The organism is Hymenobacter sp. PAMC 26628 (assembly GCF_001562275.1).
GTDB lineage: Bacteria > Bacteroidota > Bacteroidia > Cytophagales > Hymenobacteraceae > Hymenobacter.
The window spans coordinates 1,574,035-1,594,382 of sequence record NZ_CP014304.1 but is presented as its reverse complement, the minus strand read 5'-3'; the positions used below and the strand labels follow the sequence as shown (position 1 = coordinate 1,594,382).

Annotated in this window: 17 protein-coding genes and 1 pseudogene; all 18 read left to right on the top strand. The window is 61.3% G+C overall.

What is annotated here, in order from left to right; genetic code table 11:
- Positions 1-529: 529 nt before the first annotated feature.
- Complete coding sequence (carA, locus tag AXW84_RS07150) at positions 530-1,624, top strand: glutamine-hydrolyzing carbamoyl-phosphate synthase small subunit (RefSeq protein WP_068230641.1); 1,095 nt, start codon at positions 530-532, stop codon at positions 1,622-1,624.
- A gap of 87 nt (positions 1,625-1,711) precedes the next feature.
- Positions 1,712-2,470 (top strand): hypothetical protein, encoded by a 759-nt coding sequence (locus AXW84_RS24620; protein ID WP_157886871.1) that lies wholly within the window; start codon positions 1,712-1,714, stop codon positions 2,468-2,470.
- A gap of 73 nt (positions 2,471-2,543) precedes the next feature.
- Positions 2,544-5,774, top strand: coding sequence for a carbamoyl-phosphate synthase (glutamine-hydrolyzing) large subunit (carB, locus tag AXW84_RS07145; protein ID WP_068230638.1), 3,231 nt, complete (start codon positions 2,544-2,546; stop codon positions 5,772-5,774).
- Positions 5,775-5,892: 118 nt separating this feature from the next.
- Positions 5,893-6,159 (top strand): hypothetical protein, encoded by a 267-nt coding sequence (locus AXW84_RS07140; RefSeq protein ID WP_157886870.1) that lies wholly within the window; start codon positions 5,893-5,895, stop codon positions 6,157-6,159.
- A gap of 89 nt (positions 6,160-6,248) precedes the next feature.
- On the top strand, positions 6,249-7,193 hold the full coding sequence (locus AXW84_RS07135; RefSeq protein WP_068230630.1) for an N-acetylornithine carbamoyltransferase: 945 nt from the start codon (positions 6,249-6,251) through the stop codon (positions 7,191-7,193).
- Between the two features lie 377 nt (positions 7,194-7,570).
- Positions 7,571-8,293, top strand: coding sequence for a rhamnogalacturonan acetylesterase (locus AXW84_RS07130; protein ID WP_068230628.1), 723 nt, complete (start codon positions 7,571-7,573; stop codon positions 8,291-8,293).
- 17 nt (positions 8,294-8,310) lie between these two features.
- The gene (locus tag AXW84_RS23115) at positions 8,311-9,141 is read left to right on the top strand and encodes an IS5 family transposase (protein ID WP_236943273.1); all 831 of its coding nucleotides are present in this window, start codon (positions 8,311-8,313) and stop codon (positions 9,139-9,141) included.
- 38 nt (positions 9,142-9,179) lie between these two features.
- A complete protein-coding gene (locus tag AXW84_RS26400; RefSeq protein WP_068230623.1) occupies positions 9,180-9,791 on the top strand; it encodes a hypothetical protein in 612 nt (203 codons plus the stop codon).
- Positions 9,758-10,045, top strand: a complete 288-nt coding sequence (locus tag AXW84_RS26395; RefSeq protein ID WP_068230621.1) for a glycosyl hydrolase family 28 protein — start codon at positions 9,758-9,760, stop codon at positions 10,043-10,045. The genes AXW84_RS26400 and AXW84_RS26395 overlap by 34 nt, the downstream gene beginning before the upstream one ends.
- Entirely contained in the window at positions 10,042-10,671 is a 630-nt protein-coding gene (locus AXW84_RS26390; protein WP_068230619.1) for a glycosyl hydrolase family 28 protein, read from the top strand. Before AXW84_RS26395 ends, AXW84_RS26390 begins: the two co-directional genes overlap by 4 nt.
- 131 nt (positions 10,672-10,802) lie before the next feature.
- Positions 10,803-12,068 (top strand): annotated as a pseudogene (locus tag AXW84_RS23920) (glycoside hydrolase family 88/105 protein).
- 49 nt (positions 12,069-12,117) lie between these two features.
- A complete protein-coding gene (locus AXW84_RS07095) occupies positions 12,118-13,083 on the top strand; it encodes an IS481 family transposase (RefSeq protein WP_068230605.1) in 966 nt (321 codons plus the stop codon).
- A complete protein-coding gene (locus AXW84_RS07090) occupies positions 13,083-13,283 on the top strand; it encodes a pectate lyase (protein ID WP_157886869.1) in 201 nt (66 codons plus the stop codon). The genes AXW84_RS07095 and AXW84_RS07090 overlap by 1 nt, the downstream gene beginning before the upstream one ends.
- Positions 13,284-13,306: 23 nt before the next feature.
- Complete coding sequence (locus tag AXW84_RS07085) at positions 13,307-14,851, top strand: tagaturonate reductase (RefSeq protein ID WP_236943272.1); 1,545 nt, start codon at positions 13,307-13,309, stop codon at positions 14,849-14,851.
- 145 nt (positions 14,852-14,996) lie between these two features.
- Positions 14,997-16,649, top strand: a complete 1,653-nt coding sequence (locus AXW84_RS07080) for a UxaA family hydrolase (RefSeq protein WP_068230600.1) — start codon at positions 14,997-14,999, stop codon at positions 16,647-16,649.
- Between the two features lie 118 nt (positions 16,650-16,767).
- On the top strand, positions 16,768-18,219 hold the full coding sequence (gene uxaC, locus AXW84_RS07075) for a glucuronate isomerase (RefSeq protein ID WP_068230597.1): 1,452 nt from the start codon (positions 16,768-16,770) through the stop codon (positions 18,217-18,219).
- Positions 18,220-18,405: 186 nt separating this feature from the next.
- Complete coding sequence (locus AXW84_RS07070; RefSeq protein ID WP_068230594.1) at positions 18,406-19,422, top strand: sugar kinase; 1,017 nt, start codon at positions 18,406-18,408, stop codon at positions 19,420-19,422.
- Positions 19,423-19,534: 112 nt separating this feature from the next.
- Entirely contained in the window at positions 19,535-20,188 is a 654-nt protein-coding gene (locus tag AXW84_RS07065; RefSeq protein ID WP_068230591.1) for a ketohydroxyglutarate aldolase, read from the top strand.
- Positions 20,189-20,348 lie beyond the last annotated feature (160 nt).

Here is a 20,348-nt window from a genome sequence, read left to right as displayed (position 1 = left end):
GACCTAACTTGCGGCCCCAATGAGTAGCACGATGAAGTTTACGAGCCTGGCTCCCCTTCTGATTAGCTGCACGCTGCCATTGGCCACTGTTGCGCAGCCACCGGCTGGCTCTTTCCATGAAAGAGTTGCAACTGCTTCTTCTTTCCAGCAGTTGTGCCCGCCCGACTTCCCGATGCCTGACATCTGGAAGCGGCAGTGCGCGGGGCAGATTGATTTACACGCTTTCACTCCCGCTTGGCTTACCTCCTACTTCGGCTGGAACAGACCCCTGATTTACGGTCCTGTTCCAGCCGAAAATGTATTGGGGCGGCTGCAAAAGCTGGCTAAGACGACGCCGCGCGCCCGCCAAGCGCCCGGTCGCGGGGCTTCCCGAATCGTCGCCCTTCCTACCAATGGCCAGCTTCCCATCAGCGTTGATTGGGATGATGGGGAAACGCACCACTGCCCTGTAGCGCCACAAGCAGGGACGCGGCGTGCCTGATTACGGCAAAAAATTAACAACAGAATACATCCTTTTTCTCATAACAGAGTGGAAAACGCTAAACCGGTAAAACTCATCCTCGAAGACGGCACCTCCATCCAGGGCGAATCCTTCGGCGCGTTCATCTCCGCCGCTGGCGAAGTGGTGTTCAGCACGGCCATGACCGGCTACCCCGAGAACCTCACCGACCCGTCCTTCGCCGGCCAGATTCTGGTGCTCACCACCCCCATGGTGGGCAACTACGGCGTGCCCGGCGAGGAGCTGTACGAGTCGATTTCGACCATTTTCGAGTCTGACAAAATCCACATTGCCGGGCTGGTGGTGAACTACTACTCCGAGAAGCACAGCCACTGGAACGCCTCCAAAAGCCTCGGCGACTGGCTGAAGGAGTACAACATCCCCGGCATCTGCGGCGTCGATACCCGCATGCTCACCAAGAAGCTGCGCGAGAAAGGCGCGATGCTGGGCAAAATCGTGGCCGAGGATGACGTGCCCTTCCACGACCCCAACCTCGACAACCTGGTGGCGCAGGTGAGCCCAGCCGGCATCCGGCACTACGGCAGCGGCCAGCACAAAATCGTGCTCGTGGACTGCGGCACCAAAACCAACATCATCCGCTGCTTCCTGGAGCGCGACGTGGAGCTGATTCGCGTGCCCTGGGACTACGATTTTACGACCCTCGACTACGACGGCCTGTTCCTGAGCAACGGCCCCGGCGACCCCAAAATGTGCGAGGCCACCATCCAGCACTTGCAAAAAGCCCTGCAACAGGACAAGCCCATTTTCGGCATCTGCCTGGGCAGCCAGCTCATGGGCCTGGCCGCGGGCGGCGACACCTTCAAGCTGAAATACGGCCACCGCAGCCACAACCAGCCCGTGAAGCTCACCGGCACCCAGCGCTGCTACATCACCAGCCAGAACCACGGCTTCGCGGTAGATACCGAAACGCTACCCGCCGAATGGCAGATGCTGTTCGAGAACCTGAACGACGGCACCTGCGAAGGCATCAAGCACAAAACCAAGCCGTTTTTCTCCACCCAGTTTCACCCCGAAGCCGCCGGTGGGCCCCAGGATACGGAGTTTCTGTTCGATGATTTTTTGAAAGCGGTGGTGGAGTATAAGAGTAATGCCGGGGCAAAGTAGAACGTCATGCAGAGCGCAGCGAAGCATCTCCACCGCTTCGTTGCAAACTGGTTCTGTCAATCCTTAATTAAAACTTTCCACTCTCACATGAAATCACTCTTCGCTCTGCTCGCAATAATTTTACCCTATGTTGCAACAGCACAGACTGTGAAGAAAATTACTTCGAAAAAGGCGGCAACAACACTAAAGGTGAGCGTTCCGCGAGAACCCAATTTAAAAGGGCTAGGGCCATTCATTATTGGCAAATCAATAACTGCTATTCTTAATCCCTTAAAGGCGGAATGGAATACTGACATTCGTGTTGCAATCTCTGCGATTGAGGTTGAATTGCAGACTAGCACAACAGAAAGTATTATAGAATTAAAACCAGCACTTGATAATTATATTTTTAACGCTCCTCAATGTTCAGATAGCAGAGTGTTTGTATTGCCAAAATACCTTGTACAAATAGGTCGGGATGGGACAGTGAAGTCAACTATAAATTTATATATAACATTTTACAAGGGAGTATTAGCGCGAATTTGGTCTGGTGACACTGAAACCATTCAAAATTCATTTCAAGATTATTATCATTTCATTGATGGCATCGAAGCTCAAGCCAAAAGCGCTGAAATTATTACTTGCTATGATTCCCAAATCAAAAAATATATATCTCGACCCCTAACCACCACAAAAACTACAACCTGGCAAAATGGCGATGTTGTAGCAGTAAGCTATTCAATATATAGTTACGCAAAAGACGCAACGAATTGTGCGCCAAGTAGGGATAGTTTTTTGGTAATAAAGAGTCGTCGTTTAGATGCTGAATTACTGAGTTGCGAAGCAGCAAGTAAAATAAAGCCATAACTGGTCTTACGAAGTGTGCGAGATGCTTCGGCCGGCTCAGCATGACCGTTCTTTTTTGAACATACACAACCTAATGAACAAACCCAACAAAGTACTCATCCTTGGTTCCGGCGCGCTGAAAATTGGCGAGGCCGGGGAGTTCGATTATTCCGGCTCGCAGGCCCTCAAGGCGCTGAAGGAGGAAGGCATCCGCACCATCCTCATCAACCCCAACATTGCCACCGTGCAGACCTCCGACGGCATGGCCGACGACGTGTACTTCCTGCCCGTGACGCCCTACTTCGTGGAGGAAGTCATCAAAAAAGAGCGGCCCGATGGCATTCTGGTGGCCTTTGGCGGCCAAACGGCGCTGAACTGCGCCGTGGCCCTGTACCGCGCCGGCGTGTTCGAGCAGTACAACGTGCAGGTGCTGGGCACGCCCGTGCAGAGCATCATCGACACCGAGGACCGGGAGATTTTCAAGGTCAAGCTCGACCAGATTGGCGTGCTCTCGGCCCGCAGCGTGGCCTGCACCAGCATGGCCGAGGCCCTGGCCGCCGGCGAAACCATTGGCTTCCCCATCATCGTGCGGGCCGCGTTTGCACTGGGCGGGCTGGGCAGCGGCTTCGCCAACAACATGGACGAGCTGCGGGCCCTGGCCCGGCAGGCCTTCACGACTTCGGACCAGATTTTGGTGGAAGAATCGCTGAAGGGCTGGAAGGAAGTGGAGTACGAAGTGGTGCGCGACCAGTTTGATAACTGCATCACGGTCTGCAACATGGAGAACTTCGACCCCATCGGCATCCACACCGGCGAGAGCATCGTGGTGGCCCCGTCCCAAACGCTCAGCAACCGCGAGTACCACAAGCTGCGCAGCATCGGCATCCAGACCATTCGGCACCTGGGCATTGTGGGCGAGTGCAACATTCAGTACGCCCTCGACCCCGTGTCGGAGGATTACCGGGTGATTGAGGTGAATGCGCGCCTGTCACGCTCCTCGGCGCTGGCCTCGAAGGCGACGGGCTACCCGCTGGCCTTCGTGGCCGCCAAGCTGAGCCTGGGCTACTCGCTGGCCGAGCTGAAAAACAGCGTCACGCAGACCACTTCGGCCTTTTTCGAGCCGGCCCTCGACTACGTAGTAGTGAAGCTGCCGCGCTGGGACCTGGGCAAATTCTCGGGCGTGAACCGCCAGATTGGCTCGGCCATGAAGAGCGTGGGCGAGGTGATGGCCATCGGAAAATCGTTCGAGGAAGCCATTCAGAAGGGCCTGCGCATGCTGGATACCGGCAAGCGCGGCTTCGTGGCCAACCGGCCCGAAAACATCGAAAAGGACACGATTGATAAGCTCCTGAGCGAGCCTAACGAGGAGCGCATCTTCGCCATCAACAACGCCTTCGAGGCCGGCTACACGCTGGAACAGGTGCACCAGCTGACCAAGATTGACCACTGGTTTTTGCAGCGCCTGTTCACCATTTTCGAGCTGGGCCAGCAGTTGGCCGCCGGCCGCACCGTTGGGTTGGATTCTTTGGAAACCAAGCTGTTGCGTGAGGTGAAGAAAGCCGGTTTCTCAGACCAGCAGATTGCCGTGCAATTGCTGGGCGAGGGCGACGTGAAGGCCGACGAGCTGCGCGTGCGCGCCCGCCGCAAGGCTCTGGGCGTGCTGCCCGTGGTGAAGCAGATTGACACGCTGGCCGCCGAATTTCCGGCCAAGACCAACTACCTCTACACCACCTACCACGGCACCGAAAACGACCTGGCCCGCGAAACCGCGAAGTCCATCGTGGTGCTGGGCTCGGGCGTGTACCGCATCGGCTCGTCGGTGGAGTTTGACTGGTGCGGGGTGCAGGCCGTGCAGACGGCGGCCGAGGAGGGCTACAAAACCATCCTCATCAACTACAACCCCGAAACCGTTTCGACCGACTACGACGTGAGCGACCGGCTCTACTTCGAGGAGCTGAGCTTCGAGCGGGTGATGGACATCCTCGATTTCGAGCAGCCCGGCGGCGTCATTCTGAGCACCGGCGGTCAGATTCCCAACAACCTCGCCACCCGCCTCGAAGAAGCCCACGCGCCCATCCTGGGTACCTCGGCCGCCCGCATCGACGAGGCCGAGAACCGCCACAAGTTCAGCAGCATCATGGACGAGCTGGGCATTGCCCAGCCGCGTTGGAAGGAGCTGACCTCGCTGGCCGCCATGCAGGAATTCGTGCAGGAAGTTGGTTTCCCAGTGCTCATCCGGCCGAGCTACGTGCTGTCGGGCGCGGCTATGAACGTGGTGTCCAACAACTTCGAGTTGGAGGAATTCCTAAAAGCCGCCAAGGAGGTGAGCGCCGAATACCCGGTGGTGGTGTCCGAGTTCATTCAGGAAGCCAAGGAAATTGAGCTGGATGCGGTGGCCGACCACGGCGAAATCGTGAGCTACGCCATTTCCGAGCACGTGGAATTTGCCGGCGTGCACTCCGGCGACGCGACGATGTACTATCCGCCGCAGCGCGTGTACGTGGGCACGGTGCGCAAACTGAAAATCATCGCCGAAAAAATTGCGAAGCGCTACGAAATCAGCGGTCCGTTCAACATCCAGTTCCTGGAAAAGAACGGCACTATCCGGGTGATTGAGTGCAATATCCGGGCGTCGCGGAGTTATCCGTTCGTGTCGAAAATCTCGGGCAATAACCTCATCAAAAAGGCCACCCAGGTACTGCTGGGCAAACAAGTAGCCCGCGACGAGAGCGAGCGGGTCTACGACCTGCCCTTCGTGGGCGTGAAGGCCCCGCAGTTCTCCTTCACCCGCCTGCCCGGCGCCGACCCGGTGATGCGCGTGGACATGGTGAGCACCGGCGAAGTAGGCTGCCTGGGCGACACCGCCGAGGAAGCCCTATTGAAATCGATGCTGAGCGTGGGCTACAAAATCCCCCAGAAATCGGTGCTCATTTCCGGTGGCCCTATCAAGTCGAAAGTGGCCCTACTCTCGGCCAGCGAGCTGCTCGTGAAAAAAGGCTACCAGATTTACGCCACCCAGGGCACCCACCGCTTCTTCGCTGAAAACGGTGTACCCAGCAGCCTGCTCTACTGGCCCGACGACGCCCAGGAGCCCAACGTGCTGACCTACCTGAAGGAGAAGAAAATCGACTTGGTCATCAACATCCCCAAAAACCTCTCGAAAGGCGAGCTGGACAACGACTACAAAATCCGCCGCACCGCCGTGGATTCCGGCGTCGGTTTGCTGACGAATGCGCGGCTGGCGAAGGCGTTTATCCAGGCCTTCTGCACGCTGGAGATGAAGGATTTGAAAATTAAGAGCTGGAATGAGTATAAGGCGATGTAGTCGTTGAACGTCGTAAAACATCCATCCAGAACCTCATGCTGAGCTTGTCGAAGCATCTCTACCGTTTCGTTGTGACTGTTATATCAGCAGCGTATGAGGAGTCATCAAATGAGAACAGGTGAGTATTATTTACACAAAACGGCGTTTTGCGGCCGAGTTATTGGCGGAATTAGAGCGTGATTTAGCGGAAGCCGAACCACCTTTCTCAGTTGTGCGATTGGCCCGCTGGGCCTCAAGCAAGCACTTCAAGCACCAAGGTCATCTTGAAAAAGGCTTGTACGACACCATAATGACCATTGCGATGATGAAAGACGGGCCAGAGTTCGAACTAGATATAAACCAAGTTAGACAATTAGCTAACGAACTGCTGTGCTCTATAGCATGATATTTCAGTAAACTAATCTAACTACCAACGAAGCAGTAGAGATGCTTCGGTAAGCTCAGCATGACGTTTTGAAAGCCTATACACAGACTATGAAAAACTTCACTTCCTTCGCCGATGCGGGTGACTATAAAGCCCTGTTACAGCAAGCCCTAGAAATCAAGGCCAATCCCTACGGCTACCAGCACATCGGGCGCAACAAAACCGTCGGCCTCATCTTCTTCAATCCCAGCCTGCGCACCCGGCTCAGCTCCATCAAGGCAGCTTATAACCTGGGGGCCCAAGCCTGGGTGCTCAACGCCGGAGCCGACTCCTGGACCCTGGAAATGGCCGACGGCGCAGTGATGAACGGCGGCACCCAGGAGCACATCAAGGATGCCATTGCGGTAATGAGCCAGTATTGCGACGTGCTGGGCGTGCGCACCTTCCCCACCCTCACCGACCGCGACGAGGACTACCAGGAAGTCGTGTTTAACAAGATTCTCCAGTACGCCACCGTGCCCGTCATCAGCCTGGAAAGCGCCACCCTGCACCCCCTGCAAAGCTTCGCCGATCTCATTACCGTGGCCGAAACCAAGCAGAAGGAGCGCGTGAAAGTGGTGCTCACCTGGGCCCCGCATGTGCGCGCCCTGCCCCAGTGCGTGCCCAACTCGTTCGCCGACTGGTTTTCGGAAATCGACTGGGTGGATTTCGTCATCACCCACCCCGAAGGCTACGAGTTGGCCGAGCAGTTCACCAAGGGCGCCCGCATCGAATACGACCAAAAGAAAGCCTTCGAGGGCGCCGACTACATCTACGCCAAAAACTGGAGCAGCTACCGCAACTACGGCCAAATCCTCAGCTCCGACCCCGCCTGGATGGTAAGCGAAGCCCACATGGCCTACACCAACAGTGCCAAATTTCTGCACTGCCTGCCCGTGCGCCGCAACGTGGAAGTATCCGATGCCGTGCTGGACTCGCCCAACTCCCTTATCATTCAGGAAGCCGGCAACCGAACTATTTCCATGCAAACCGTGCTGCACGAATTAATAAAATAGTAATATATATTTTATATATTGGACGTGAGAAAAGGCCTGCCAGTAATTGGCAGGCCTTTTTTCGTAGCGCTGCCAGCGAAAGGCAATTTGCAAACAACTGCCAAGCGCAGCTTATCCGACAACGTTACCGGGAATGTTTGCGCAGAAAAATGGGCCCTGGGACCAGTTTTGAGCGTCTCCGGGGCCCAACCAGCGCTAGTATTGTCTTGCCCTATTTTGGGGTTGCGGCCCGTTGGTGCGGGCGAGGCCGCGCTTTTCCATCCCCTACCACGAGGTCTTTTGTCCTGTATTTTCTCGTCGGCGCAACGGCTTGCCTGCTGGCGTTCCGGCCGGCCGCTGAGCCTAAAACCCAGGTTTTTCTGGTCGGCGACTCCACCATGTCGGACAAGCCGCTTGATAAGGCCGAGCGGGGCTGGGGCATGTACTTCCAGCAGTATTTCGACGGCCAGATTGAGGTGCACGACGTAGCCGTGAACGGCCGCAGCACCCGCAACTTCCGCACCGAGGGGCGCTGGGCCAAGGTGCTGGCCGAGCTGCACCCCGGCGACTGGGTGTTCATCCAGTTTGGGCACAACGACAGCAAGATGGAGGACACCGCCCGCTACGTCGCGCCCCAAACCGCCTACCGCCAAAACCTGACCCGCTTCGTGCAGGAAGCCCGCCAGAAGGGGGCCCTGCCGGTGCTGCTCACGCCCGTGGGCCGCCGCTACTTTGACGCAAAAGGGCAGCGCAAAGACGACCACGGCGAGTACCCCGGCGTGGCGAAGGAAGTAGCCAAGCAGCAGAAAGTGCCGCTGATTGACTTGCACGAAACCAGCTGGGCCCTGTACGCGCAGCTGGGCGAGAAAGGCACGCAGCCGCTGTTTTGGAGCTACCAGAACGGGGCCCACAACGCCAAACTCGACAACACGCACTTCTCGGCCTACGGCGCCGAGCGCGTGGCCCAGCTGGTGGCCCAAGACGTGAAGAAACTGAACTTGCCGCTAGCCAAGAACTTGCGCGCCACGGGCTTCGACGGCAAATTTGTATTTGACTTGCCGGTGGTGCTGGCGCCGTATTTTGAGAAGGACACCTTCAACATTAAGAGGCTATCCAAATAGGGGATTAACTTTGGCTAATGGCGACAGTTCAAGAATTCACGATTTCAGACACGCTTTGGGCGCGGTTAGCGCCCCTGCTGCCCGCGCATGTGGGCAAGGCCCACCCGCTGGGCTGCCATCGGCCGCGCATCCCGGACCGGGACGCGCGGAGCGCCATCTTCTTCGTTTTGCGCACGGGCTGCCAGTGGAAAGCGCTGGATGCAACCGGTTTGTGCCAAAGCAGTACCGCCCACAGCCGGTTCCAGCAGTGGGTGCAAGCCGGCGTATTTGCCCGCCGCTGGGACGAGGCCCTGGGCGACTACGACGAGCTGCTTGGGTTGAATTTTGCGTGGATGGCGCTCGACGGCTCGCTGCACAAAGCGCCGCTGGGCGGAAAAAAAAACCGGCCCCAACCCCACGGACCGCGGCAACGGCGGCGTCAAGCGCAGCCTGTTGACGGAGGCCCGGGGCATCCCGGTGGGGCTGGTGCTCGACGGGGCCAACCGCCACGACGGGAAGCTGGTGGAGAGCACCTGGGCCAGCGTGCCGCCCCAGGCCGAAGCGGCCCGGCAAGCCCACCGGGCAGCGGGCAGCAGGGGCTGTGCCTGGCTGCCGGCTACGCCTCGAAACAGGTGCGCGAACTGCTGGCCGGCTTGGGCTACACGGCCCACATCCGCCCGCGTGGGGAAGAAGTCCAGGCTAAAAAAGCCGGCCAGAAAGCCCGGCGCTGGGCCGTGGAGCGGACCCACTCCTGGCGCAACCGCTTCCGGCACTTGCTTATTCGCTGGGCCAAAAAGCCCGAAAACTACCTGGCCATGCTTCATTTTGCTTGCGCGCGAATCACCTGGTCCAATTGCCTATTTGGATAGCCTCTTAGGCCTACGGGGCCCTGGCCGACGGCCAAACGTTGAACACCGAGGCTTTCCGCAAGGCCACCGACGCGTGCGCGGCCAAGGGCGGTACCGTGCTGGTGCCGCCGGGCCTGTGGCTGACGGGGCCCATCCAGCTGAAAAGCAACGTGAACCTGCACGTGCAGCGTGGGACCCTGGTGCGGTTCACCACCGATAAAAGCCAATTCCGCCTCATCAAAACCAACTGGGAAGGCGTGGACGCCGTGCGCAACGAGTCCCCCCTTTCGGGCTACGATTTGGAAGACATTGCCATCACCGGCGCGGGCGTGTTCGACGGGGCTGGCGACGCCTGGCGCATGGTGAAGAAGGACAAGCTGACCGCCACCCAGTGGCAACGGCTGGTGAAATCGGGCGGCGTGCTCGACGAGAAGCAGACCACCTGGTACCCCTCGGCACAGTCGCTGAAGGGCTCGGCCACTCCAGAACCCGGCATTTTGAAGCCGGGCAAAGACGTGGGCGACTACGCCGACATCAAGAATTTTTTGCGGCCCAACATGCTGAGTTTGCACCGCTGCAAGCAGGTGCTGCTGGAGGATTTCACGATTCAAAACCGCCGGCCTGGACCATCCACCCGATGCTGTGCGACAACATTACGCTGCGCCGCGTGACGGCCAAAAACCCCTGGTACGGCCAGAACACCGACGCCCTGGACCTCGAATCGTGCCGCAACGGGATTGTGGAAGGCTGCACGTTTGACGTGGGCGACGACGGCATTTGCATCAAAAGCGGCCGCGACGAGCAGGGCCGCCAGCGCGGCGTGCCGACGGAAAACTTCATTGTGCGCGACACCAAGGTGTACCACGCCCACGGCGGCTTTGTGATTGGCTCGGAAATGTCGGGCGGGGCCGCAACCTGTTCGTGAGCAACTGCTCGTTTATTGGCACCGACGTGGGGCTGCGCTTCAAGACGGCCCGCGGCCGCGGCGGCGTGGTGGAGAACATTTTTGTGGACGGCGTGGCCATGACCGACATTGCCGGCGAGGCGATTCTTTTCGACATGTACTACGCTGCCAAGGACCCTGTGCCGCTGGCCGGCGAATCGACGGCGCCGCCCGTTATTGCGCCCATGCCGCTGAACGCGGGCACGCCGGTGTTCCGGGGTTTCCGCATCCGTAACGTGGTGTGCAAGGGCGCGGCCACCGGCATCCTGGTGCGGGGCCTGCCAGAGATGAGCATCAAGGACATAGCGCTGGAAAACATCACCATTGAGTGCCAGAAAGGCCTGCTGTGCCAGGAGGCCAGCGGCATCCGCTTCACGAACGTGACGCTGCTTTCGGCCGATACCAAGCCGGTGCTGGAAGTGCAAAACAGCCAGGATATTCGCTTCGACGGCCTGCGCTACACCGCCGGCGCCGACCTGTTGCTGCGCGTGAGCGGCGACCGCAGCAAGAACGTGCAACTGGTGAACACCGACCGCAAAGCCGCCAAAAAAGACGTGGAAATCGGCCCGAAAGTGGGCAAGAAAGCCGTCGTGATTTCGCAGCGCTAGCCAGCAGAACTGGCCGTCCTGCTCATCTGGCGTCCGCGCAGCCGAAGCATCTTTACTGCGCAACTAATTATGGTTACTGCTGCGGTAGGGATGCTTCGACAAGCTCAGCATGACGGCCTCTTGGCAGAAATATGCATAATACCGGGTTCAGCTTTATGAAACACCAACTTCTCGGGGCCCTGGGGCTCACTTTGGCCCTGGCCAGCTTGTCCGCCGGGGCGCAAACGGTCCCCGCCGCGGCCGGGGCCCCCATGTCGGAGCGCATGGCCGATGCGTTCATCGCCCAGCACCCCGATTCCATCGTCATCGGCAGCCGCAAAACGGCCCGCTGGGACTACGAGCAGGGCCTGATGCTCCGGGCTCTGGAGCGGGTGTGGCAGCGCACCGGTGATGCCAAGTACTTCACTTACATCCAAAAAGACGTCGACCAGTTTGTGCAAAAGGACGGGAGCATCCGCACCTACAAGAAGGACGATTACACCCTCGACAACCTGCCCACTGGCCGCGCGCTGCTGCTGCTGGCGCAGGTATCGGGGCCCCAGCAGGCGCGCTACCAGCAGGCCGCCGCGCGGCTGCGCAAGCAGTTGGCCGAGCAGCCCCGCACGAAGGAAGGCGGCTTCTGGCACAAGAAAATCTACCCCAACCAGGTGTGGCTCGACGGCCTGTACATGGCCGAGCCTTTCTACGCCGAGTACAGCCAGCTGATGCAGGAGCCGGCGGGATTTGACGACGTGGCCAAGCAGTTTGCGCTGGTGGAAAAGCACTTGGTAGACCCCAAAACCGGCCTCCTCTACCACGGCTACGACGAAAGCAAGGAATAGAAATGGGCTGATAAAACCACCGGCGACTCGCCCAACTTCTGGGACCGGGGCCTGGGCTGGTACGCCATGGGCCTGGTGGACGTGCTCGACTACTTCCCCCCCGCCCACCCGCAGCGCGCCCAGCTCATCAAGTACTTGCAGCGCCTGGCCCCCGTGCTGGCCAAGTACCAGGACGCCAAAGCCGGCACCTGGAGCCTGGTGATGGGACAGGAAACCCGCAAGGGCAACTACGCCGAGGCGTCGGGCAGCAGCATGTTTGTGTACGCGCTGGCCAAGGGCGCGCGGCTGGGCTACCTCGATAAAGAGTACGCTCAGGTGGCCCGCAGGGGCTACGACGGCCTGCTGAAAAGCTTCGTGGCAACGGAGGCCGGGGCCCTGGCCTTCAACGGTACGGTGAGCGTGGGCGGGCTGGGCGGCACGCCCTACCGCGACGGCTCCTACGAATACTACCTGAGCGAGCCGCTGCGCAAAAACGATTTGAAGGGCGTGGGGCCCTTCATCCTGGCCAGCACGGAAATGGAAATTGCGGCCGAAAACGCCGTGGGCCAGGGCCAAACCGTGGGCCTGGACTACTAGTCCCAGAGGATGGAGGTGTAGCTTTGGAGTCTGCTTTCAAGGCAAACTTATGGGCAAAATACCACATGGCTGCGTCACAACAACGCCGGCAACTCGGCGTCTTATCCAGCAAAGTACAGAAAGCCTACAAAAGGTAGCCAAGCAATTGGGTATCAACGAAAAAGCAGTGGCCAAGTGGCGCGGCCGCACCACGACCGAAGAGGCCGTGCGCGGTCCTAAACCCGCCTCTACGGTGCTCACGCCCGCCGGGGAAGCGGCTGTCGTTTTGTTTCGCCAACAGACCCTGCTGCCCCTCGATGATTGCCTCTATGCGTTGCAGCAGACCATTCCGACCCGGAGCCGCGCGGCCCTGCATCGCTGTTTTCAACGCCACGGCGTCAGCCGCTTGCCACCGGACGAAGAGGCGAGCGCGGCAAAAAAGGCGAAGTTCAAGGACTATCCACTGGGGTATCTGCACCTCGACTTTGCCGAGGTGCAGGCCGAGGAAGGCAAACAGTATCGTTTTATCGCCATTGACCGCACCAGTAAGCTGGCCTTTGCTGGGTTACACCCGCACGCTACCCAGGCCATCGCGGTAGACTTTCTGCGGCGGGTCTTGCCCCAGATTCCCTACAAGGTGCATAAGCTGCTGACGGACAACGGAATTCAGTTTCGCCATTTGCCTCACCAGCCGCAAGTAGGCCGCCCCCCGGTGGGGCAGCTCTGCGACGCGTGGGGTATCGAGCAGCGTTTTACCAAGCCCGCCCACCCCTGGACTAACGGCCAGGTCGAACGGATGAACCGCACGGTCAAAGAAGCGACGATTAAATGCTTTCACCATGAGACCAATGACCAGCTTAATGGACACTTGCAAAGCTTTTTACAGGTTTACAATTTTGCTAAACGGCTTAAGCGCCTGAAAGGACTCACCCCCTACGAATTTGTTTGTGCTGAATGGAGAAAAAATTCTAATAATTTTATTCGCGACCCCACCCACTATCCTCCGGGACCACACACCGGGGCCACGACCGGGTGATGGTGCCCACGCCCGGGGCCGTGTTCTGGGCCCGGTTTTACGAGCTGGACACCGACCGGCCGATTTACGTGGGCCGCGGCACTACCAGCGAAAACGAGCGCCGCGCCGGCTACCTCTACGCCGGCACCTGGCCCGAAAAGCTCCTTACCCAGGCCTACCCCCAGTGGCAGCAAAAACAAGCCAAACCCGCCGGCCAGTAGCCAGCGCCTTACCCCTACTTCCAATGATGCCCTTACTAACGCCCGACCTCGTGCGGGCCGGCGCAGCCAGCCCTGCCGCCTCACTGCCCGCCCCGGCCCTGCTCAGCCTCCCCGAAAAAGTGCTGCAATTCGGCACCGGCGTGCTGCTGCGCGGCCTGCCCGACTTTCTCATCGACCAGGCCAACCGCCAGGGCCTGTTCAACGGCCGCGTGGTGGTCGTGAAGTCCACCGACGGGGGCGACGCCGGCGCCTTTGCCCGCCAGGGGGCCCTGTACACGGTGTGCGTGCGGGGCGTGGAGGACGGCCACACCGTGGCCGAAAACGTGGTGTGCGCTGCCCTTAGCCGCGTGCTGTCGGCCCGCAGCCAGTGGGCCGACGTGTTGGCCTTTGCCGCCAGCCCCGATCTGCAAATGGTCATCTCCAACACCACCGAGGTAGGCATTGAACTGCTTGACGGCGAAGATATTCACGCCGCGCCGCCGCGCTCGTTTCCGGGCAAGCTGCTGGCCGTGCTGTGGGCCCGGTTCCAGGCATTTGCTGGGGCCCCGGACCGGGGCCTGGTCATCGTGCCCACCGAGCTAGTGCCCAACAACGGCACCAAGCTGCGCGCCATTTTGCGCACCCTGGCCGAGCGCCAGGCCCTGGGGCCCGATTTCCTACACTGGCTGGACACGGCCAACGACTGCTGCAACTCGCTGGTGGACCGCATTGTGCCCGGCGCGCCGGCCGCCGGGGCCTTGGCCGCGTTGCAAGCCGAGCTGGGCTACACCGACGAGCTGCTCATCAGCGCCGAGGCTTACCGCCTGTGGGCCATCGAGGGCGGGCCGCGGGTGCGGCAGGCACTGAGCTTCGCGCCCACCGACCCCGGCATTTTCATTCAGCCTGACATCACCCTGTTTCGGGAGCTGAAGCTGCGCCTGCTCAACGGCACGCACTCGCTGAGCTGCGGGCTGGCGGTGCTGGCCAGCTTCGGCACGGTGCGCGCGGCGATGGACGACCGCAACCTGGCCTCGTTCATCCACAACCTGATGCTGGCCGACCTGCTGCCCGGCATCTCCTATCCCATCGACGAAAAGGTGGGCCAGCGCTTCGGCCTGCAAGTGCTCGACCGCTTCCGCAACCCCGCCGTGGAGCACCGCTGGCTGGCCATCACCCTCAACTACAGCGCCAAGATGAGCCTGCGCGTGGTGCCCACGCTGGTGCACTACAGCCAGCACTTCGGAGCCGTGCCGCAGTACGTGGCCCTGGGTTGGGCGGCGTACCTGCTGTTCATGCGCGGCGAAACGCAGGACGAAAAGGGCACCTGGCACGGCCGCCTGCCCAACGGCACCGCTTACCCCATTCACGACGAGCGGGCCGGCTACTTCGCCAACCTCTGGCAGCGGCTGCCCGTTCACATGCTAACCGCCAGCGTATTGGCCGACGTTTCCCTGTGGGGCCAGGACTTGGGGGCCCTGCCCGGCTTTACGGCCGCCGTAACCCAGCACCTGGCCCAGCTATTGACCCACGGGGCCCCGGCCGCCGTGGGGGCCCTGCTGGGCCGCGCCGTACCCGCGCCGGCTGGGTAAAAATTAGCTTTTGCTGGTGGCCCTGGGCGTTCCCAAGGGCCTCGGTGGCACTTTTAGCATTAGCTTAACGATAAGCGGCCAGCCAGGGGCCCGGCCGGGGGCTTGCGGCTTCGTTTGATTTTTATTTTAGCTAGCTTAATCCGTTATGAAACACCTGGTTGCGAAAATCCACTCCGCCGACAACGTACTGGTGGCCCTGGCGGACCTGCCCATCGGTACGCCCGTGACGGCCGGCGGCTTCACCGTGACCACCACGGCCGCCATTCCGGCCAAGCACAAGCTGGCCATGCACCCGCTGGCCCCCGGCGACGCCGTGACCATGTACGGCGTGCTGGTGGGCCGCATGCGCCTGGCTGTGCCCGCCGGCGGCCTGCTCACCACCGCCAACATCCAGCACGCCACCGACAGCTACGAGGAAGGCCAGGCCCGGGCCCCCTGGGCGGCCCCCGACGTAACGCACTGGCAGGGCCGCACTTTCCAGGGCTTCCACCGGGCCGATGGGCGCGTGGGCACCGCCAATCACTGGCTGGTGGTGCCGCTGGTGTTCTGCGAAAACCGCAACATCCAAGTGCTGCAAGCGGCCCTGGTGGACGACCTCGGCTACGGCCGCCGCAAGAGCTACCGGCCCCAAACGCAGGCGCTTATCGAGCTAATGCAAGCCGGCAAGTCGGTGGAAGAAATCCTCCAGGCCGACTTGGAAGGGACCCTGAACGGGGCCCCCAAGCCGCGCCTGTTCCCGAACGTGGACGGCGTGCACTTCCTGACCCACGAGGGCGGCTGCGGCGGCATCCGGCAGGACGCGCAGACGCTGTGCGGCCTGCTGGCCGGCTACATCACCCACCCCAACGTGGCCGGTGCCACCGTGCTCAGCCTGGGCTGCCAGAACGCGCAAGTAGCCATGCTGCAAGCCGAAATTGCGAAGCGTGACCCGAACTTCAGCAAACCGCTGTTTGTGCTGGAGCAGCAGCAGCTGGGCACCGAGGAAACGCTGGTGAGCCAGGCCCTGCGCCAAACCTTTGTGGGCCTGATGCAGGCCAACGGCCAGCGCCGCCAGCCCGCGCCCCTGAGCAAGCTCACGCTGGGCCTGGAGTGCGGCGGCTCGGACGGCTTCTCGGGCATTTCGGCCAACCCCGCGCTGGGCTATGCCTCCGACGTGCTGGTGGCCCTGGGGGCCTCCGTCATCCTGGCCGAATTCCCGGAGCTGTGCGGCGTGGAGCAGGAAATCGTGAACCGCTCGGTAACGCCCGAAACGGCCCACCGCTTCACTTCGCTGATGAAAGCTTACGGCGACAGCGCCGTAGCCGTGGGCTCGGGCTTCGACATGAACCCCTCGCCGGGCAACATCCGCGACGGGCTAATTACCGACGCCATGAAATCGGCCGGGGCGGCCCGCAAGGGCGGCTCGTCGCCGGTGGTGGCCGTGCTCGACTACCCCGAGCTGGTGACGCAGCCCGGCCTGAACCTGCTCTGCACGCCCGGCAACGACGTGGAAAGCACCACCGCCGAGGTGGGCTCGGGGGCCAACATTGTGGTGTTCACCACCGGCCTGGGCACGCCCACCGGCAACCCCGTGGCCCCCGTCGTCAAGGTCAGCTCCAACACCCAGCTGGCCCTGCGGATGCCCGACATCATCGACCTGAACACCGGCACCGTCATCGACGGCGAGGAAACCATCGAGCAAGCCGGCGAGCGCATCCTCGATTACCTGGTGCGCGTGGCCAGCGGCGAAACGGAAGTCAGCGCCGTGCGCCACGGCCAGGAAGACTTTATCCCCTGGAAACGAGGCGTTTCGTTGTAGCCGTTACTTTCCCGATTTTTTCATTTCCGCCGGGCAAGACGCGGCAGGAAGGTAGCCGACCGCCCGGGGCCCTACATTCGCCGCTGCACTCCCGCCCGTCGCCCATCCGTTCGCCCCCATGAGCAAGCCCTTTCTGAACGAAGATTTCCTGCTGCAAACCGAAGCGGCGCGCCAGCTCTACCACCGGCACGCCGCTCCGCAGCCCATCATCGACTACCATTGCCACCTGCCGCCCGACCAGATTGCCCAGAACCGGCAGTTTGACAACCTGACGCAGATTTGGCTGTACGGCGACCACTACAAGTGGCGCGCCATGCGGGCCAACGGGGTAAACGAGCGTTTCATTACCGGCGACGCCTCGGATTGGGAGAAGTTTGAAAAGTGGGCCGGGACCGTGCCCTTCACCGTGCGCAACCCCTTGTACCACTGGACGCACCTGGAGTTGCAGCGCTACTTCGGCATCACCGAACTGCTGGATAAAACCAGCGCCCGCCGCATCTACGACGCCTGCAATGCCCAGCTGCGCACGCCTGCGTTTTCGGTGCAAAGCCTGCTGGCCAAGATGCACGTGGAAACCGTGTGCACCACCGACGACCCCGCCGATAACTTGGAGCACCACCAAACCCTGGCCGTCAGTGGCTTCGGTACGCGCGTGCTGCCCACTTTCCGCCCCGACAAGGCCATGACTCCGGAAGCGGCCGATTACAACCAGTACCTCGACCGGCTGGGCGCGGCGGCGGGCCAGAAAATCCACACCTACGCCGACCTGCTGGGGGCCCTGCGCCAGCGCCACGACCATTTCGCCGCCCACGGCTGCCGGCTGTCGGACCACGGCCTGGAGCACATCTACGCCAGCGACTACACCGAGGGCGAGGCCGCGGCGGCCTTCGCCAAAGCGCGCGGTGGCTACGAGCTGGACACGTTTGAAATCAACCAGTTGAAGTCGGCGCTGCTGATTTTCCTGGCCGAACTGGATTGGGAAAAGGGCTGGACGCAGCAATTCCACTTGGGGGCCCTGCGCAACAACAACTCGCGCGCCCTGCGCCAGCTGGGCCCCGACACGGGCTGGGATTCCATCGGTGATTTTAGCCAGGGCCGCGCCCTCTCGCGCTTCTTCGACCGGCTCGACAGCCAGGACAAGCTGGCCAAAACCATCCTCTATAACCTCAATCCCGCCGACAACGAGCTGATTGCCACCATGATTGGCAACTTCAACGACGGCTCGGTGGCCGGCAAGGTGCAGTTCGGTTCTGGCTGGTGGTTCCTCGACCAAAAGGACGGCATGGAAAAGCAGCTCAACGCCCTCAGCAATATGGGTTTACTGAGCCGCTTCGTGGGCATGCTCACGGATTCGCGCAGCTTTCTCTCCTACCCGCGCCACGAGTACTTCCGCCGCATCCTGTGCAACCTGCTGGGCAACGACGTAGAAAACGGCGAGCTGCCCGCAGAGATCATGCCCTGGCTGGGCGAGGTGGTGGAAAACGTGAGCTACCGCAACGCCAAGGCGTACTTTGGCTTCGAGCAAGGGGCCCCCACGGTGCAGCCAGTGGCCGAAGCCACGCACGTTTAAAGCAGGTTCATATTTGCAGGCAATTAGCCCGTCATGCTCATCTGGCGTCCGCGTAACGAAGTGGAGCCGAAGCATCTCTACTGCTCAACTAATTAGGCTTACTGCCGCAAGAGAGATGCTTCGGCAAGCTCAGCATGACGGCTTTCTATTAAAAAGGCTTACCAATTACCCTCATAATCTCCTTCGATGAAGCAAGTCGTGACGTTCGGCGAAATCATGATGCGGCTCTCGCCGCCGAACCACGAGCGCCTGACCCAGGCCCCGGCCCTGGCCGTGACCTACGGCGGCGGCGATGCTAACGTAGCCGCCGCCCTGGTGCAGCTGGGCCAGCCTGCCGCCCACGCCGGCTGCTTCCCGGCCAACCCGCTGGGCCACGCGGCGGCCGAGCATTTCCAGCGCTACGGCGTGGACATGCAGCACTGCGTGTTCAGCGAAACCGGGCGGCTGGGCCTGTATTTTTTGGAAGTGGGAGCCTCGCTGCGCCCCAGCCGCATCGTGTACGACCGGGCCGAATCATCTTTTGCGCACTTGGACCCGGCGGCGTTCGACTGGGCCAAAATCTTGGACAACGCGCGCTGGCTGCACTGGACGGGTATCACGCCCGCTATTTCGGCCAGCGCGGCGCAGGTCTGCGGCGAGGCCATTGCCGAAGCCCGCCGCCGCGGCCTCACCGTATCGGCCGACGTGAACTACCGCCGCAACCTGTGGCAGTATGGCCAGAAAGCGCAGGATGTAATGCCGCCCCTGGTAGCAGGCTGCGACGTGGTGGTGTGCGCTGAGGGCGACGCCGAGGACCTGTTCGGCATCCGGCCCGCTACCGGGGCCCCCAACGCCTTCGTGTCGATGGCGGAGCAGCTCATCGCGCGCTTCCCGCAAATAAAGCAAGTCGTTGCTACCAAGCGCGAAACCCAGAGCGCCTCTCATGAGCGCATCCGCGGGCTGCTGTACCAGGGCGGCGAATACTACGAAACCGCACCTTACGACATCGCGCCGGTCATTGACCGCATCGGCGGGGGCGACTCGTTCATTTCTGGCTTCATCTACGGCACCACGATGCACCCCGCCGATCCGGCGCGGGCGCTGGCCTTCGCCACGGCCGCCTCGGCGCTGAAGCACACCATCGCCGGCGACATCAACCTGGTATCGGCGGCTGAGGTGGAACACATCGTGGCGGGCAACACCACGGGGCGGCTATTGCGCTGAGTTTTTGGCCCCCAGCAGGGCCCAGCTACCGCAAACGTTCCCGGCTTTTTTACTAGGAATGGGCCCTGGATTAGATCATCTTCGCACAATCGTTTATTCCTTGCCCAGGCCCATGCCCCAATTCTCTGCCGCCGACGTGTTGGCCCGCACGCTGCAAGCGCCGCTGGTCCCCGTTTTTTACCACGCCGATGCGGCCCACGCCCAAGACGTGGTGCGGGCCTGCTACGCGGGCGGCGTGCGGGTGTTCGAGTTCACTAACCGGGGCCCCCAGGCCTACGAGGTTTTCCAGGCATTAGCCAAGCTCACCGCCGAGTTGCCCGAGCTGCTCCTCGGCATTGGCACCATCTACACCGCGGCCGACGCCGAGCGGTTCATCGGCGCCGGGGCCGCCTTCGTGGTGCAGCCCGTGACGACGGCTGAGGTGGCCGCCGCCTGCCGCGCCCACGGCGTGGCCTGGGTGCCGGGGGCCCTCACGCCCAACGAAATTTACGCCGCCCAGCAGCTCGGCGCGGGGCTGGTCAAAATCTTCCCCGGCAACCTGGTGGGCCCCGACTACATCCGGGCGCTGCGGGGCCCCATGCCCCAGGTGCCGCTGATGGTGACCGGCGGCGTGGAGCCCACCACCGAGAACCTGGGCGAGTGGTTCGGGGCCGGCGTGAACGTGGTAGGCATTGGCTCGCAGCTCTTTAAGGGCGCGGCCGACCCAGCCACAATTACCGGCCGCGTGGCTCCGCTTATGCAGTTTCTTTCATCATTTAACAATTAACAATTACCATTTAACACCCCAGCAACCGGCCAGCCAAGCGTGTAAAACGGAGTGGTACTCCGTTGCCGTGCGCATGCCGAACGGAGTACCACGCCGTTCTACAGCACCAGCTCAAAAACGGCCGGCCAACCGCTGCTAAATGTTAAATGCTAACTGTTGA